At 57.0% G+C, this 17,070-nt stretch carries 14 protein-coding genes and 1 pseudogene; 10 read left to right on the top strand and 5 right to left on the bottom strand.

What is annotated here, in order from left to right:
• Positions 1-4: 4 nt before the first annotated feature.
• The 5 genes from CWM57_RS08015 to CWM57_RS07995 are packed head-to-tail and all read left to right on the top strand — an operon-like array spanning position 5 to position 4,881.
• Positions 5-808, top strand: a complete 804-nt coding sequence (locus tag CWM57_RS08015; RefSeq protein ID WP_016161662.1) for an ABC transporter substrate-binding protein — start codon at positions 5-7, stop codon at positions 806-808.
• A gap of 30 nt (positions 809-838) precedes the next feature.
• A complete protein-coding gene (locus tag CWM57_RS08010; protein WP_074387812.1) occupies positions 839-2,359 on the top strand; it encodes an amino acid ABC transporter permease/ATP-binding protein in 1,521 nt (506 codons plus the stop codon).
• The gene (locus CWM57_RS08005) at positions 2,360-3,088 is read left to right on the top strand and encodes a class II aldolase/adducin family protein (protein ID WP_004899997.1); all 729 of its coding nucleotides are present in this window, start codon (positions 2,360-2,362) and stop codon (positions 3,086-3,088) included.
• Positions 3,089-3,093: 5 nt separating this feature from the next.
• Complete coding sequence (locus CWM57_RS08000; protein ID WP_061153609.1) at positions 3,094-4,026, top strand: 2-hydroxyacid dehydrogenase; 933 nt, start codon at positions 3,094-3,096, stop codon at positions 4,024-4,026.
• Positions 4,027-4,086: 60 nt separating this feature from the next.
• Positions 4,087-4,881, top strand: coding sequence for an SDR family NAD(P)-dependent oxidoreductase (locus CWM57_RS07995; protein WP_100675879.1), 795 nt, complete (start codon positions 4,087-4,089; stop codon positions 4,879-4,881).
• A gap of 37 nt (positions 4,882-4,918) precedes the next feature.
• Here the strand turns inward: CWM57_RS07995 and CWM57_RS07990 are convergent.
• Positions 4,919-5,771 (bottom strand): annotated as a pseudogene (locus CWM57_RS07990) (transporter substrate-binding domain-containing protein).
• 353 nt (positions 5,772-6,124) lie between these two features.
• Here CWM57_RS07990 and CWM57_RS07985 point away from each other — a divergent pair.
• The 5 genes from CWM57_RS07985 to CWM57_RS07965 all read left to right on the top strand — a co-directional run bounded on the left by CWM57_RS07985 (position 6,125) and on the right by CWM57_RS07965 (position 11,705).
• The gene (locus CWM57_RS07985) at positions 6,125-6,742 is read left to right on the top strand and encodes a LuxR C-terminal-related transcriptional regulator (RefSeq protein WP_100675878.1); all 618 of its coding nucleotides are present in this window, start codon (positions 6,125-6,127) and stop codon (positions 6,740-6,742) included.
• Between the two features lie 103 nt (positions 6,743-6,845).
• Positions 6,846-7,397, top strand: a complete 552-nt coding sequence (locus CWM57_RS07980; RefSeq protein ID WP_074387809.1) for a fimbrial protein — start codon at positions 6,846-6,848, stop codon at positions 7,395-7,397.
• A gap of 41 nt (positions 7,398-7,438) precedes the next feature.
• Positions 7,439-8,107, top strand: a complete 669-nt coding sequence (locus tag CWM57_RS07975) for a molecular chaperone (RefSeq protein ID WP_100632146.1) — start codon at positions 7,439-7,441, stop codon at positions 8,105-8,107.
• A 29-nt stretch (positions 8,108-8,136) separates the two neighbouring features.
• Complete coding sequence (locus tag CWM57_RS07970) at positions 8,137-10,674, top strand: fimbria/pilus outer membrane usher protein (RefSeq protein ID WP_077268451.1); 2,538 nt, start codon at positions 8,137-8,139, stop codon at positions 10,672-10,674.
• A gap of 2 nt (positions 10,675-10,676) precedes the next feature.
• Positions 10,677-11,705: a fimbrial protein gene (locus tag CWM57_RS07965; RefSeq protein ID WP_100675877.1), complete on the top strand. Its 1,029-nt coding sequence runs from the start codon at positions 10,677-10,679 to the stop codon at positions 11,703-11,705.
• 12 nt (positions 11,706-11,717) lie between these two features.
• Here CWM57_RS07965 and CWM57_RS07960 read toward each other — a convergent pair whose 3' ends face one another.
• The 4 genes from CWM57_RS07960 to CWM57_RS07945 form a co-directional block, all read right to left on the bottom strand.
• Positions 11,718-12,812: a fimbrial protein gene (locus CWM57_RS07960; protein ID WP_100675876.1), complete on the bottom strand. Its 1,095-nt coding sequence runs from the start codon at positions 12,810-12,812 to the stop codon at positions 11,718-11,720.
• Between the two features lie 7 nt (positions 12,813-12,819).
• Positions 12,820-15,333: a fimbria/pilus outer membrane usher protein gene (locus CWM57_RS07955; protein WP_100675875.1), complete on the bottom strand. Its 2,514-nt coding sequence runs from the start codon at positions 15,331-15,333 to the stop codon at positions 12,820-12,822.
• 77 nt (positions 15,334-15,410) lie between these two features.
• The gene (locus CWM57_RS07950) at positions 15,411-16,073 is read right to left on the bottom strand and encodes a molecular chaperone (protein WP_074387805.1); all 663 of its coding nucleotides are present in this window, start codon (positions 16,071-16,073) and stop codon (positions 15,411-15,413) included.
• Between the two features lie 194 nt (positions 16,074-16,267).
• The gene (locus CWM57_RS07945) at positions 16,268-16,861 is read right to left on the bottom strand and encodes a fimbrial protein (RefSeq protein ID WP_100632149.1); all 594 of its coding nucleotides are present in this window, start codon (positions 16,859-16,861) and stop codon (positions 16,268-16,270) included.
• Positions 16,862-17,070: the final 209 nt, after the last annotated feature.

Here is a 17,070-nt window from a genome sequence, read left to right as displayed (position 1 = left end):
CATGATGACTAGCACCCTGAAAAAAATCTCGCGCCGTGTCGCGCTTACCCTCGCCGTCAGCGCCTGTTTTTCCCCTGTCACCCAGGCGGCGGAACTGCTGACCGAGGGCGTCTTTAAGGTGGGGATGGAGGTCACCTACCCGCCGTTTGAGTCCTATGACAGCAATAACAACATCGTCGGTCTCGACCCGGATTTTGCCGCGCTGATCGCCCAACATCTGCAGGCCAAACCGCAGCTGATCGACACCAAGTTCACCAGCCTGATCCTCGGCATCGGCAAGAAATATGATGCGGTGATCTCCGGGATGTACGTAACGCCGGAACGCCAGAAGCAGGCCGACGCCATCCCTTACGCCCTCTCCGGCGCGTCGATCATCGCCCTGAAGGGCGGCGCGGTGCAGCCGAAAACCGAAGATGAGCTCTGCGGTGTGAAGGTCGGTCTGCAGGCAGGCACTACCTGGGTGACCAGCCTGAAAAAACACTCCGATGAGTGGTGCCTGAAAAACGGCAAACCGGCCATCACCATTCAGGAGTTCCCGACGGCGCCGGAAGCCTCGCAGGCGCTGCTGTCGAAGAACATTGGCGCCCAGCTTGAGATTGCCCCGGCGGCGCAGATCATCGTCGACAAGAGCCGCGGCCGCCTGGGGATAAGCTCTACGCGCCTGGTCTACCCGCTGCCGCTGGGGATCTACGTCGCCAAAGGCAACACCGAGCTGGCGGAGGCGATTAAGGCCACCCTGGCCACGCTGAAAGCCAACGGCCAATATGCCGCGCTGATCAAGAAATACAACTTAGAAAGCATCGATTAAAACAATAAGCACTGCGCAACAGGAGTCAGTATGGCGTTCGATTGGGGATACTTTTTTTCATTGTTTAGCATTGGAGCATTCTGGCAGGCGTGTGTGACCGTGATCGTGGTCAGCACCTTGTCCTGGGGGATCGGCCTGGTGGTCGGTTTTCTGTTAGCCTGCGCGAAGCTCTCCGCGCCGCGCTGGGTCAAGATCCCCGTCGAACTCTATATCTGGTTTTTTCGCAGCGTGCCGCTGATGGTGCTGCTGGTGTTTGTCTACAACCTGCCGCAGCTGTTTCCGGTGACCCAGCCGCTGCTCGGGGTACCGTTTATCGCCGGGCTGGTGTCGATGACCGTCACCGAAGCGGCCTATATGGCGGAGATCCACCGCGGCGGACTGCTGTCGGTGGCCAAGGGGCAGAGCGAGGCGGGCCATGCGCTGAGCTTCAGCTTTATCGGCATCCAGCGGCTGATTGTTATTCCTCAGGCGTTTCGCATCTCGCTGCCGACGCTGATCAATGAATACATCACCATCATTAAGCTGAGCTCGATTCTGTCGGTGGTCTCCTTACCCGAACTGCTGCTCACCGGCCAGCGCTTATATGCGCAGAATTTTCTCGTGATGGAGACCCTGCTGGCGGTGGCGGTGTACTACGTGATGGTGGTTACCGTCTTCACCTGGCTGTTCCGGGCGCTGGAAAATCGTCTCGATATTCAGCGTAAGCGTCCGCAAACCCTCAGCGAGGCGGAATGCCAGGCGCTGCGCCAGAGCCTGCCGGCGCTGACGGAGGAGATCAAAACCCCGGCCGTCAACGGCGCGCCGCCAGCGCTCGATCTGCGGGGCATCCGCAAATCCTGGGGTCAGCATGAGGTGCTGAAAGGCATCGATCTGCAGGTGGAGAACGGGGAGGTGATCAGCATCATCGGCCCGTCCGGCTCCGGCAAAACCACCCTGATCCGCACCATCAACGCCCTCGAAAGCATTGATGGCGGGGAGATCATTCTCTACGGCGAAGACTATCTGAAAGGCGGAGCCATCGTTGATAAGCGCCAGATGCGCGCCGGGGTGCGGCGCATCGGCATGGTCTTCCAGAGCTTCAACCTGTTCCCCCACCGTACGGTGCTCGACAACGTGATGCTGGCCCCGCGCTATCACCAGCTGCTGGACCAGCCGGTCGCCAGAGAACAGGCCCTGGTGCTGCTCGACCGCGTCGGCCTGCTGGCCCATGCCCACAAATACCCCTGGCAGCTCTCCGGCGGCCAGCAGCAGCGCGTGGCGATCGCCCGGGCGCTGGCGCTGAAGCCGGACATTATGCTGTTTGACGAGCCAACCTCGGCGCTGGATCCGGAGCTGGTAGGCGAAGTACTGAAGGTCATTCAGTCGCTGGCCCGCGAAGGCATGACCATGCTGATTGTCACTCACGAGATGGACTTCGCCCTGTCGATTTCCGACCGCGTAGTGCTGATGGAGAACGGCGTGGTGCAGGCCGATATCGCCCCGCAGGTGATCCGCAGCCCGCTGGAGGCCCCTTCTCTGCAACGAATCCGTGAATTTATGGGAGTACGCTAAATGGCAACTGAGCAACACCTGCGCCAGCAGCTGGCCGCCGCCTACCGGCTGGCAGCGCTGTTCGGCTGGGAGGATACCCTCTACACCCACTTCTCCGTGCGCCTGCCCGGCGATGGCGAGCCGCGTTTTTTAATTAACCCCTTCGGCATGATGTTTGACGAAGTCACCGCCAGCAACCTGATCGTGGTGGATATGCAGGGCAAGGTCGTAGAGGGCGACGCGCCAGCTAACTCGGCGGGGTTCACCATCCACAGCGCGGTGCATATGGCCCGGGAAGACGCCCACTGCGTGATCCACACCCATACGCTGCCGGGAATGGCGGTGGCCGCCTGCGAGGACGGCCTGCTGCAGCTCAACCAGATCAGCACCGAGTTTTACCAGCGCGTCGGCTACCATCCCTATGAAGGGGTGGCTTTTGACCTCGACGAACGGGCGCGCATCCAGCGCTCGCTGGGGAATAATATCGCCATGATCCTGCAGAGCCACGGCCTGCTGTCGGTGGGCCGCACCGTGGCTGACGCGTTTTACATCATGTACTACCTGAACCGCGCCTGCGAGATCCAGATGGCCACCGCCCAGCTGGCGGCCCTCAGCCCGATCCACACCATCGCTCCGCACCTCAGCCAGCACGCCTGCGAGCAGCTGATGGGCGTGGAGCATGAACGTCAACAGGTCTGGCAGGCGTGGCTGCGCCGTCTTGACCGTCTCGATACCTCTTACAAAGACTAACGCCTATGTCTGATATCACTATCGTTGTGGATTGTAACGACGCGGATTTCGCCCGCGATATTTGCGCCGCCCTGCAGCAGTTTCCCGACGTCACGGCGCTTCTGCCCCATCACCAGGCGGCGCGCGACGCCCAGTACGCCAGCTGCTGGTTCCCGGACCCGCAGCTGCTGAGCCGCTCGCCGGGGCTGAAGCTGATCCAGGCCGCGTCCGCCGGGGTCGATCATCTGCCGCCCGCGCTGTTCGCCAGCGAGATCCCGCTGTGCCGGGTGATCGATGAAGATTTTCGCCACGGCATGTTCGAATATGCCCTGTGGAGCGTCCTGTGGTTTCAGCGCCATTTCGACCGGGCGCTGGCCCACCAGCGAACCCAAACCTGGAAGCTCTATCCCCAGCGCGCCGCCGCCGACTTCCATATCGGCATTATGGGTCTGGGCGAAATTGGCGGCTATATCGCTGACCAGCTGGCCCGCCTCGGCTATCGGGTCTCCGGCTGGTCGCGCAGTGAAAAGCAGCTGGCTGGCGTCACCTGCTATCGCGGCGAGGAGGCGCTCGGCAACTTCCTTGGATCGCTTGACGGGCTGATTAACCTCCTGCCGCTCACCGCGCAGACCCGCGGTATCCTCGCCGCGCCGCTGTTCAACCAGCTACCCGCCGGGGCGGTGTTGATCAACTGCGGCCGCGGGGAGCATATGGTCAATGAAGATGTGCTGGCGGCGCTGGAGAGCGGACAGCTCGCCGGGGCGGTGCTCGACGTCTTCCCGCAGGAGCCATTGCCGGCGGACGATCCGCTGTGGCGCCATCCGCAGGTGGTCATCACCCCGCATATGGCCTCTGCGGCCCCTGCTGAGGTGATCGCCCGCCAGCTGCTGGAGAACATTCAGCGCCAGCGCCGTGGACTGCCGCTGAAAAACCTGGTCAATAAGCACGCCGGTTACTGATCCCCAACCATACCGCCGCTGCTACGCTTAATGGGAGATCCATAACCAGAAGGCAGGAACATGAAGATTGATTTAGCGGGGAAAGTCGCACTGGTCACCGCCTCCACGGCGGGGATTGGCTTCGCCATTGCCAAAGGCCTGGCGGAGAGCGGTGCAGAGGTCATCATTAACGGGCGCAGCGAGCAAAGCGTGAACGCCGCGATCGCTCGTCTGCAAAATGAGGTGCCGGGCGTGAAGGCGCGCCCCGCCATCGCCGACCTCAGCGACGCCGACGGCGCAGCGCAGCTGCTGCGGGCGGTGACCGGCGTCGATATCCTGGTCAATAATGCCGGGATCTATGGCCCGCAGGATTTCTACGCCACCGACGACGCGACCTGGGACAACTACTGGCAGACCAACGTCATGTCCGGCGTACGCCTGTCGCGGGGGCTGCTCCCGGCGATGGTCAGTAAAGGCTGGGGGCGGGTGGTGTTTATCTCCTCAGAATCGGCGCGCAATATCCCGGCGGACATGATCCATTATGGCGTGACCAAGACCGCGCAGCTGTCGCTGGCCCGCGGCCTGGCGAAATATGTCGCCGGCAGCGGAGTGACCGTTAACAGCGTTCTGCCTGGGCCGACGATTTCCGACGGCTTTGCCGAAATGCTGAAAGACGACGTGGCGAAAACCGGCCAGTCGCTGGAGGAACTGGCGAAAGCATTTGTCATGACCCATCGTCCGAGTTCGGTGATCCAGCGGGCGGCCTCGGTGGAAGAGGTCGCCAATATGGTGGTCTACATCTGCTCGCCGCAGGCATCGGCCACCTCCGGCGCCGCGCTGCGCGTCGACGGCGGCGTGGTGGATGATATTCTCTGAATCGCAGGGGAGACCCTCTCCCCTCTTAGCTCAGCGGTTAACCGCGAATTTTCCACTTCCGTTTGAGAACCTCTTTGTCCTGGCTATCCAGCCACTGGTTCACTTTCTCCAGCAGCGCCGGGTTATCTTTATTCATCATATACACTTTGTCGCTGGCGGTGCCGGCAAACGGCGTTTCGTTAGCAACGCAGAACACGCCGGGCTCTTTGCTCTGGTAGTAGTCGCCTTCGATCAGGTCAGTCACCATCATATCGGCCGTTTTCTGCCGCAGCGCCTCCAGGTTGTCGACGTTGTTCTGCACGCGAATGATCTGCGCCTGCTTAATATGCTCATCGACAAAGCTCTGGTTTGTGCCGCCAGGGTTGACGACCACCTTCACCTCCGGGCGGTCAATCTTCTCCAGCGAGCCGAGCCGCGGGGCGGCCTGGCAGTTGGCTAAGGCGATTTTACCGTTTGCCACTACCGGGTGGCTGAGGGCGAAGTCCTTCGCCCGCGCCGGAGTCTGCGTCACGCCGCCCATCGCAATATCAAACTTGTCCGCCTGCAGATCGGCGGCGAGCACGGGCCAGCTGGTGTAGACGAAGCTCACCTTCAGCCCCAGCGTGCGCCCGAGATCGCGGGCCATGTCCACGTCATAGCCCTGCAGCTCGCCGGCGGCATTGCGAAACGCCAGCGGGGCATAATCGCCCGGCACGCCCACCTTCAGCTCACCGCTGTGCTCGATGGTTTGCATATCACGCGCCTGGGCGCCGCAGGTCATTATCGCCAGCGTCAGCGCCAGCCCCACCGTCAGTTTCATCTCGCCATCCTTATCGTTATCGGGTTTTCGCGCCGGGGTGATCGGCCGCTTATCAGTCAACACCATCCGCAGCATGTGCCAGGGCATTCATCCTATTTTTAATCATCGGGACATACAACCCGGCGTGGGGCAAAATGATAATTAATCTTCTTTCTCGCTACGAGCTTGCTGGTTGTTTTGACTTTCAGTAAAATGCCCCGCAGCACATTCATATTTTATTGCTGGCCATACGTTTAATATATTATTTCTTATCGCTTGTTTTACCTTCCCCTTATGATTTAATAGTTGAATGTTAAATCACAACCTTCTGATTAATAACTAAAAACACTTCATGCAACAACTTTCGTTAGGATTTTTCTAATGATCCTGCTTATCATCTTATTTACTCCTCCCTCCTCCAGCAGTAATACTTAGTTACAGAAGCAGTGTATAAGGAAATACATTATGATTATTATCATTTCCGCCAATAAATTTTTTATTAACGGCATCCGGTCTCTTGTTAACATGACCATGAGTGCTCAACGTCGGTATAGTCAAGCATTGTTTCTGGATAATATTTCTGACGTGAATGAGAAAAGTCTAACCATAGCCAGAACCATTATCGTGGACTATAGCCACCCGGACATTCAACAATTAGCCGCACTGCTCTATCGTAAAAAAAAGATCATTCATGGCGATATCGTTTTTGTCGTTAAAAGTGAGATTCTTGCCGATCCAGTCGAAAACATTATCATAAACTCTATTTCGACGATCGTGCTTGATTATATAGATGTTACCCAACGGCTGCAGAAATATTTACAGAATGCGTCTGATCATCGCTGTATTAAAGTGTTCAGAAAATCAATTAGCTCGCTGGACAGTTGTGTCAATATTAAACTTACGAAACAGGAGGACTCTCTTCTCCCCTACATCATCTCAGGTTTAAATAATAAAAAAATTGCTCAGGCCACCGATCTTAGCAATATGATGATCAGTCACTATCGGAGAAACATCTACCAGAAACTCAATGTCCGCAATATCGCAGGTCTGTATCATTTCCTGCACTCCCTGGAGGGGGGATAAGTACGCTTTATGGCTATCACAACAACAGAGCTAACGGCTTACGCAGCGTCAATGAGTATGCCTGGCTATTAGCTTCCCAGGGTCACAACAGAAGGAATTGGCTATGAAAATGAAATCACTTTGCCTGGCAATGGCACTCGTCGGCTTGACCTCACACTATGCCACTGCGGCGGACGGTACGCTGAATTTTGTCGGTAAAATTGTCAACTCAACTTGCGAACTGGAAGGCGCCAATGCGCAAGGTGTCATTGAGGTTAAGATGGGCTCTGTTCCGCTGTCTAAATTAAAAAATGATACCAATGGTACCGGACCAGAAGTTGGGGTCAATATTAGCGTCAAAAATTGTGAAGAGGGCACGTACTATATTGTGCTCGACGGCGCATCAGCCACCGACGCGCCTATCACTAACGTACTGGCTCTCGATGCGGATCCGGATTCGGCTGAAAAAGTCGGCATTAAGCTAACCGCCCGCGATAATACCCCAGTCACGCTCGATAAACCTTTCGATCCCGACGTCGACCCGAGCATTACGATCGATGCCGATGGCGGCTCCGGTACCTTCAACCTGAAAGCCTATTACTACACCTGGGATAAAACAAACGTCAAAGCTGGCGACGGCAATGCGACCGCCAGGTTTACCATTATGCAGAACTAACTCTTGGCCAGGGACGGCACGACGCGGATAAGGGGTAAGATATGAAAACGCTGCTGGCAGTGATCATAGGCGCTTTGGCTTTTCAGACCCAGGCGGCCATTACCATCGATGCCTCACGGGTCATTTATTCGGGCAAAGATAAATCGGCCAGTCTGAAAATTAACAACCGAAGCAGCAAAAACTATATCGTCCAGACCTGGCTTGATACGGGTCCGGAGACCCCCAGCAGCGGCTTACCCATTGTGGCAACGCCGCCCCTGGTCAAATTACGCCCCGAGCAATCGGCACAACTTCGCTTTATTTACTCAGGAACCGGTCTTCCTGTCGACAGGGAAAGTCTGTTTTGGGTGAATATTCAGGAGGTCCCTCCTGCGCCTGAGGGGAATAACATTCTGCAGTTCGCGATTCGCACCCGATTAAAACTATTTTATCGCCCGCAAGGGATTGCCACATCGTTGACCAAAGCTGTTGAAAATCTGCAGTGGCAGCAAAGCGCTAACACGTTATCTTTTACTAACAACAGTCCACTGCATGTTACTGTTATTAATGCCGAGGTGATCGATAACAAAGGCAAAATCTATCCTCTGAAAAATTTTATGTTGCTGCCGTACAGTCATCACGCTGTCAATATCGCAAGCATGCAGCGCTTGCACAAAATGAAATATATTAATGATTACGGCGCCGTTGTTGATATTCCAATAAAAAAATAAACGTCGCACCTCTTTAGGGAGATAGAGTGATGGACGATATTAAATTACGCTATTTTGCCAGCGCATGGTTAATCTCCGTCACGTTACCGGCAGACAGTGCGGAACGCTACAATGCCCAGTTTGTGAACGGTATCGACCCGCTGGCTTTTAATCAGTTTGTCGCCAGCGATAGCGACGTCATACCGGGCACCTATGACGTTAATATTTACATTAACGATCTGCTAGTGGACAGTCGTCCCGTTCGCTTTTCAGAGGATAGCGCACACGGCGGGTTGGCCCCCTGCCTGAGCGCGGCGGAATATATCCGCTATGGAGTCAAGATTAATGATGACCACCAGCCCTGTTTCGCGCTATCGCAGACGATCGGCCAGGCAGAGCAACAGCTGGATATCGCTAATCATCGGCTGATCATTCATATCCCTCAGCAATATATTGAGCACTATCCCCGTGACTATGTTTCCCCCATGCGCTTTGATGAAGGTATTAACGCTGCTTTCGTCAACTACAGCTATTCTACCGATGCCAATAATGGCGACAGGGGCAGTCACCAGTATCAATATCTTTCGCTAAACAGCGGGATCAATATTGCATCGTGGCGATTTCGCAATAATGCTTACTGGAATAAGTTCAGCGGGCAGGCGGATAAGTGGCAAAGTATCGCCAGTTGGGCGGAAACGAACATCATTCCCTGGCGCAGCCGGCTTGTCGTCGGCCAGACCAGTACCGACAACAGCGTCTTCGATAGCGTCCAGTTTCGCGGCGTACAGCTTGGCACCGACGCCGAAATGCGCCCCAGCAGCCAGACCGGCTTCGCGCCGGTCATTCGAGGTGTGGCCAACAGCAATGCCCGGGTGGAAGTACGGCAGAACAACTATCTGATTTACAGCGAGAACGTCCCAGCCGGTCCCTTTGAGCTAAATGATATCAGCGCCGTTAACCGCAGCGGTGATTTCTACGTGACCGTCATTGAAGCCGACGGTAGCCAGACGACCTTTACTGTCGCTTACACCACCCTGCCACAGCTGGTGCGGGCAGGCCAATGGAATTATCAGCTGTCGGCGGGGAAGTATCATGACGGCGCTGACGGCTATGCTCCCGCCCTGATGCAAAGTTCGCTCTCTTATGGCCTGAATAATACCTTCACACTATACGGTGGCGCCCTTGCAGCAGAGAACTATCGCGCCGGCGCCTTTGGCGTCGGTAGCAATCTGGGGGAGATTGGCGCCCTCTCAGCCGACTATACGCTGGCGGGAACGACGCTGGCGAGTGGCCAGCGCAAGCAGGGAGGGAGCGTGCGTTTTCTGTATGCTAAATCCTTTTTATCGAGCAAGACCGACTTTCAAATCGCGGGCTACCGTTACTCAACCGCAGGTTATTATAGCCTCAGCGATGCGGTTAACGAGCGTCGACGCTGGCACAATGGCCTGTACGAAAATGATTACTGGCCCTCAGACGAAGACGAAAGCTGGCAGGCAAGCGCTCCCCAACACTATTACACGTCCTGGTTTTATAATAAAAAGCATCGCTTTGATATTTCTGCCCGGCAAACTCTCGGTAAGAACAGCGCTTTCTTCCTTAACTTCAGCCAGCAAAATTACTGGAATAGCTCAGGAAGCGATATCTCTCTGCAAGCGGGCTTTAATACCACTATCCATAACGTGAACTATGGTCTGTACTATCAGAATACGCGTAGCCACTTCACGCATGACGACAACAGCATCACATTGCGCGTTTCCATCCCTTTTACTCTGCAAGAAAACCGCCGGATCAATACCGCATTTACCCTCGCCCACAGTAAATCTTCTGGCACTTCCGGGCAGGCTGGGGTAAACGGCGCTCTGCTCGATGATGGTCGCCTGAGCTGGGCCGTCACCAGCGCCTATGACGACACCAGCCATACCACCAACAGCGCCAGCCTGGGTTATCTCGGCCAGTACGGTAATCTATATACCGGCTACGCCTACAGCAAAAGCAACCGTCAGGCGAGTCTGAATCTGAGCGGCGGCGTGGTGGCACACCGCGGCGGCGTTACCCTCTCTCAACCGCTGGGATCAACCTTTGCGCTGGTGGAAGCCAAAGACGCTCAGGGGGTAGGGATAGAGAATCAGACCGGCGTGCGCATCGATCCATTCGGCTACGCTGTCGTACCACAAAGCGTTCCCTATCGGGTCAATTCTGTCGCTCTCAACCCTCAGGACTTCGATGCCTTTCTTGATGTCCCTAACGCAGTGGCGGATACCGTGCCTACCCGCGGGGCAATTACCCGGGTGCGCTTTGATACATTCCGGGGATATAGCGTGCTGATCCATACCACCCTCGCCGACGGGAGCTATCCACCATTGGGCGCACAGCTCTATCGCGCCAGTGGGATCAGCAATGGTCTGGTCGGCCCGGGAGGGGAAGTTTATGTCAGCGGCGTCGATTCAGGCGAAAAGCTGCAGATGAAATGGGGCGAAACGCACCAGCAAAGCTGCGAAATCACCCTGCCCGAACTGCGCCAGGAGCCTCAGCAGGCGACGGCCTGGCGTGAATTATCCTTAATCTGCACAGTAACCCCCACGAGGTAATTATGCGCCGACTTAGCGATACGTTATTTCTGACATGGCTTTCCGTTCTGTTCATGCTGAGCGCCTTCCCGGCGCAGGCGCTGACCTGCAAGACCACCTCGTCCACGATCAGCGAAGTCGTGAATATCGAGAACATCATTAAAGTCTCCAGCAGCGAGCTTATTGCCAATAAAAAGATATGGGTCTCCAGTCCTATTACCGCCACCTTCACCTGCGAAGATACTGATAATTTTCCGAACGGTGAAAGCGCTTATTTCTGGCTGGATCCGGAAAATAAAGCCAGCAGCTTGCCCAACTTTATCCAAATAGGCATTACTTACAACGGCGTCGACCATCTGCTACAAAATAAAACATCCGTGGAGATTGGCCCGGCGACGCTGTGTGATAAAAGCGGTAATACCTGCAAGTCCCCGGCCATTGCGCAGACATTCAGCCTGGTTTACCAGGTCTATATCGTCTCGACGGGCCGCAGCGTGACCGGGGATGGTAAAATAGCCGATAACCTTAAATTGTCGCTTTTTCAGGTAGATGGTCAAGGCGGTCTACGTAACGGCACCGCTGGCGCCAACTATAATCTTTTCATTACCGGCCTGAACCGTATCAGCACGATGGCCTGCGTCCCCACGGTATCTATTTCGCCAAGCGAAATTAACTTTGGCGATATTCCTGCCGGTAACGCCCGACCGGGCTACTATGAAAAAACACGCCCATTTACCGTCACCTATGGTCTGGTCAAGCAGGGTAACGGCAGTGAATGCGGGACCGAACCTATGCTGACTACGTTTAGCTCCACCAATACGGTACAGGAGAGCGCCATTATTTTGCCACAGCCGGATAGCGGCTTCGGCATCGTCATCTCGCCAAACGCCAGCATGCTTCCACGTATTGAGATGAATGCTCCGATTCACTTTACGCTGGCAACTGGCGCGACCCTCGCGAGCACCTATACGGCGGGGCTGCTCTGGTTGTCGAGAACGCCGAAGCTGGGTCCTTTTTCCGCGACGGCCAAAATCACCGTGACCTTTGAATAACGCCGCACCGGGTTAGTTATACTCCAGGGCGAAGGTAACCATGCTGTTGGCCGTGCCCGCCCCCACCGTGGCGTCAGTCTGCACATACTGGGCGTTAAAATTGATCGCTTCGGCGGTACCGGCGTTGGCGCCGGTCACCCTTTTCAGGATCGGCAAGTTGCTGGCCTCATTGATCTTAACGCTGGTGCCATCAGAGACCGCCGCGCCGGGGTTATTGCCGTAGGTCAGCTTCACGCCGACGCCGCTGGCGCTGTTGCTGGCCTTGCTCAGGGCCAGGGTATCGCTCTCCACGCTGACGCCGAAAAAGCCGATGCGCACGTCGGTCGGCGACGGGCAGAACACCGGGATCGAAAAGCGCTTCGCCTGGCCGCCGGTACTCCCTTTACCGTGAAACTCCGCCCGGTTTACCGTGCCCAGAGTGACCTGGATCGTCGACGTCGCTACCTGACAGCTGCCGCTGCTGCCGATGTCCACGTTCAGGGCCGCCATATCAATACTGACCGGCGCGCTGGCGACATAGCTGGCGCTCCCGCTGGCCTGCTGCTCAATGGTCATCTCCCCCACCTGCGGCAGCGACGGCGAGTTGGTGTGCGTCCCGTCCGCCAGCTGCACCGTCCCGGTTTTATAGAAGGTCACCGCGATCCTGACCGTGGTTTGCTGCTGCGTCATCAGCGCCGGAAGCATTGCGCTGTCGCACACCACCACCGACTCGCCGCCCGCGGAGTGGCTGCCGTCGATAGCGCGCATCGGGCCGCCCGCGCACTGAAAGCTGAGCGAGTAACCGATGCCGTCGATGGCGCTGGGGTAGACGTGCTGTCCGTTAATCACCACCGGCGAGCCGCCGGTTTTCAGTTGCTTATAGACGATGCGTTTGGCGCTCGCCGTCGGCAGCTGCAGGTCGCAGGAAAAGGGGATCCCGCTGCCGTTATCCGCCATCGCGCTGGTCATCTGGGTATTGACCGGCAGCGTGGGTAAATACTTGATATTAGGAATATTGACCGTGGTCTGGCCGATATTCGCGCGGCAGGTTTCAGCCCGCACGCCGGGGAGGTAACCACTCAGCGCCAGCAGAAAGAGAACAGGAAGTAGACGAAAAACAGATTTCATAGCCGCCTCAGCGTGTCTGGCACAGCCCGGAGACGGTTTTCACCGTATTCAGACTCTGCTGTGGGTTATCCGGAAGTTGAAAATGCAGCGTGCAGCTCTGCGACTGGTTGTTAACGACCCAGCTCACCGCCAGGGTCCCCTCCTGCGGCACGCCGCTGAGGTACACCTGCCCACCGTCAGCCACCATGCCGCCCGGCGCATTGCCGCTCTCCTCCGCCGTGACCAGCCGCGCGCTGGCGCCAAACGGCAACGGCCCCTGGGCATTGCGCAGGGTAAACAGCACCCGGTTGCCAATGTGGGTCCGGTAGTTGGCCATCACCACCGCGCCGCCGCCGGGGATCACGGTCTGCCCCTCCTGATCGACGTCGGTATCGTCGGCCATCGACTCTGTGTCGAGGGTAATGACATTTTTCCGGTAGGCGGTCAGGGATGGCACCACGGCATAGCCGCGCCAGTCGGTGTGCACATTGTTGCCGTTTTGTACCGCCACCCCAGCGGCCCCCGGCGCGCGGACGATGGCGAAGCTCTCGCCCACCGTCTGGCCGAAGGTGACGCCGTGCGGATGCGCGACCACCGAGCCGGCGCCTCCCCAGGTCAGCTGGTTGCTGGCGGCGTCATGACGATAGCCGAGCTGGGCGTTGCCGAAGCCGCCGTGGTAGTCCATGGCGACGCTGCTGTTGCTGCCTCGCCCCTGGTTGCCATAGCCCTGCTGGACCGAATAGAACAGATTTGGCCGCGTCGGCACCGCGCCATACAGCGAGACCTGCTGCGAGGTATAGCCATTGCTGTCCGAGGTGGTGTTATAGCTTACCGCGCTGTCGGACAGCGGGCCGCCCAGCGGGATGTTGATATTAAATGACCAGGAACGGTCATTTTTTTCCTGATTGCTGGCGCGGGTGTAGTAATAGCCCACGCCCCAGGAGATCCCCTTCCAGGCGCTGTAGAACCCGAGGTGTACCGTCTCATCCCGGCTCTGCCGGTGCCAGTAATCCTGCGACCAGGCGGAGATCGCCAGACTGCCGAGGCCGCCAAGGCTTTGTGTCACCGACAGCTCTTCCCGGCGACGCCGGTTGTCCACCTGCCCCTGCTCGCTTTCCAGCGCGCTGGCTTCGGCAAAATCGTAATAACCGCTGGAGGAGTAGCGGTAGCTGGCGAGGCTAAACGAGGTCCCCGAGCTGACAAAATCTTTCTGATACTGGGTGCGCAGCGAATGGCCCTCGTAGCGCTTGCCCGACGGCGTGCGGGTGACGGCCTGGGTTACGTCGCCTCCCAGCGACCCGAACTCGCCGAAGCCGCGACCCAGGCCCAGCGCCCAGGACTGATAGTCCTGCGCCAGTTGCGTACCGCCGTAGAGAGTAAATCCCGCCGACAGACCGTAGAACAGGGTTCCCTGCAGGAATTCCGGCGAGCGGACGGTATCCGCCCCCGAATGGTAGCGCCCGGCGCTAAGGCTGAATTTGCCGCGCCCTTCGCGCAGCATAAAAGGAACTGCGGAATAGGGCTGAGTGAAGGTGCGCACGGCGCCATTGCTCTCGGTCACCTTTACCTCCAGATCGCCGCTCTGCGAGGTGGGGTAAAGATCGCTGATGGCAAATGCCCCCGGCGACACGAAGGTCTCGTAGATCACATACCCGTGCTGAGAGACGGTCACTTTGGCATTGCTGTGCGCCACGCCGCGGATAGTGGGGGCAAAGCCGCGCTGGCTGTCCGGGAGCATCTCATCGTCAGACATCAACTGGACGCCGCGAAAGGGGATGCTGTCAAAGACATCGCCAGTGGTATAGGTATCGCCGATCCGCAGCAGACTCTTCAGCGAGCGGACGTCGCGCTGCAGCCAGGTACTCTGTGAATCCCAGTGCCGACGCTGCTGGTCGTACTGCATCGAGGAAACATTGCGCAGCCGCCAGGCGCCCAGGTTCACGCCGCTGCGTAAATTGAGGTAGTTCGAGCGGCTACTCTCCCCGTCATCGGCACTCTTGATCTGCGCACCGGAAAAATAGTAATCAACAAACGCGGCGGGCACGCCATCGTCCCAGCGCGACGGATCGACATAGCCGCGGCTTTGCACATTCATCGCCGCCTGGGGAATACTCAACGTCAGGCGCTGGTTAGAAAAGGTGAACCGACTGCTGGCATCGGGAATAAACTTCTCGATACGAGTGAAGGTCTCTCCTTCATGCAGCGTTTGAAAGACGGGAAAGGCGCTGACGTTGACCCCATAATCCGCCAGCTGAGCGGGCGTCAGCACCGGCTGCAGCTTCCCGCCATCGTCAACAAACGTAATATCGGCCTGGCCCAGCTCCTGGTCGTTAACCACCACGGTGACAGAGTAAGTACCCGGCTGCTGCCCGCCGGGTTTGGCGAAATAGTGCAGGTCGGAGGTTTGCTGCTGCGGATCGGCAAACTCCAGCGCCGCCGGGTCAAAATAGTCGTCGGCCAGCGCCCGGTTCAGCGGGCTGAGACAAAACATCATCGTCGGTACCGTCGCCAGCGCCAGTGCCCGGCTGGCGGCCACTGGCATTGCGGCATATTCCCGCACCTTCGCTGTTGTTGTTCTTTTCATGCTGGCGCCGTCCGGTCATATCATCACAAAGGGAATTACTGCTGGGCGAAATCGCTGATACCGCCGTAGTCGTTAATCGCCCGCCATTTGACGGTGCCGTGCCCGCTCACCGGCCACGTTTTCTGGCCGAAGGGGGCCACCATGCCTGGCTCGTCGATGCTCTGCCCGCCCACCGCGACGGAGTAAAAAGAGACAAAATACGGGGTGGGGTTTGCCACCGTCAGATGACCGCCGGACTGGGTAAACTTCAGTTGCTGCCAGGCTTTTGCCGGGTCGCCCGCCAGGCCATTGGGCCGATAGAAGATTTTGAATTTCGACTTAATATTGACCTGCAGCTTATTCACCTCGCCCTGCGGCGTCGGAGAAATACTTTTGACGTTCAGCCAAAACACCGACTCACGATCGCCGGGTAGCGACGCGCCAATAAAGTTAATACGCAGGACGTTATTCTGCTCCGGATCGAGACGGAACAGCGGTGGGGTCACAATAAAGGGCACCTTGCTCTTGTCATTTTCCGCGTAATTTTCCACCCACGACTGCACCAGATACGGCGTATGGGTATCGGCATTGGTGACTGAAATAGCGGCTTCACGCTTCCCTTCCTGATAAATCACACGGGTTCCACCCATGACAATACCGGCCTGCGCTGCTGTGGAGCACAGCAGAAAGGCCGCAACGGCAATTATTTTCTTCATCATTAATAACCATCAGGTAAAGGTTGAACAGACAATAAAATAAAGCAGCAAATAACAGAGCCAGTAACCACTGAGATAATTAGCAGGAACAACAATACCGTCACGAATATATATCGCGACTGCTTCGCCATTAACGTTTCAACAGACTGCTATGGATCCAGATGCAATGAACTGGCTCTGAATAACGCGCAATAAGATTAGTTATAAATCATATTGAAATTAGCCGTACCGTTGGCATCACCCGCCGCCACGGCCCCGGTAGAGACATAGTCGGCGTAAAACTCGAGGTCAGCAGAGCCGGTGCCGGCAGTGGCGCCCGCGACGACCGGGTGATCTTTGGACACTTTGCCGAGGCTGACCGCCGTGTTCTGGTCGTCTTCATACAGCTTGATCGCCACGCCGGTGGCGCCGCCATTGGTGGCCAGCAGAGTGGTATCAGACTGATCGCGCGCGCCGTCAAACAGCACCGCAACCTTGGCCACGCTGGCCGGGCAATCTTTGACTTTGATATGGAAGGGAGTTTTGGTGGTTTCGGAGCCGGTGCCGGTAAAATAGCTGCTGGCCCATTTGCCCAGATCCACGGTCTGGCCGGTTGAACCGCTGTCGACGTTGCAGGAGCTGTCGGTAATAGAGCCGTTAAAAATCACCTGCCCACCGGTACCCTGAGTGCCTGCGCTGGCGCCTGGGTTAACGGTCATTGTCGATCTTGCCGGTTGCGTATTGCCAGAAATTGCCGCACCAGAAACCAGCGCGCCCATGAGAATTGCCATAATACGAAGTTGGGATTTCATTATTTATCTCATCGTTAACGAATATATCGCACAGTCATCGACAATAGCGCATGGCTATCGCGAAGCTGCTCATCAGTTCCTCCCTGTAAATGTTCATTGCGTTCCTTCCGCAGGATAGTAGGCACACGCTCTCTCACTCTGCTTTATTTCGACAAAGTGTCGCTAATAATAAAAAACAGAAGACAAAGAGTTATTTTGGTGTGCGAAAT

The organism is Klebsiella sp. G-Nf4, assembly GCF_002810615.1.
Lineage (GTDB): Bacteria > Pseudomonadota > Gammaproteobacteria > Enterobacterales > Enterobacteriaceae > Klebsiella > Klebsiella variicola.
Note: the sequence above shows the minus strand (reverse complement) of the source record. Positions and strands in the feature narration are given on the sequence as shown.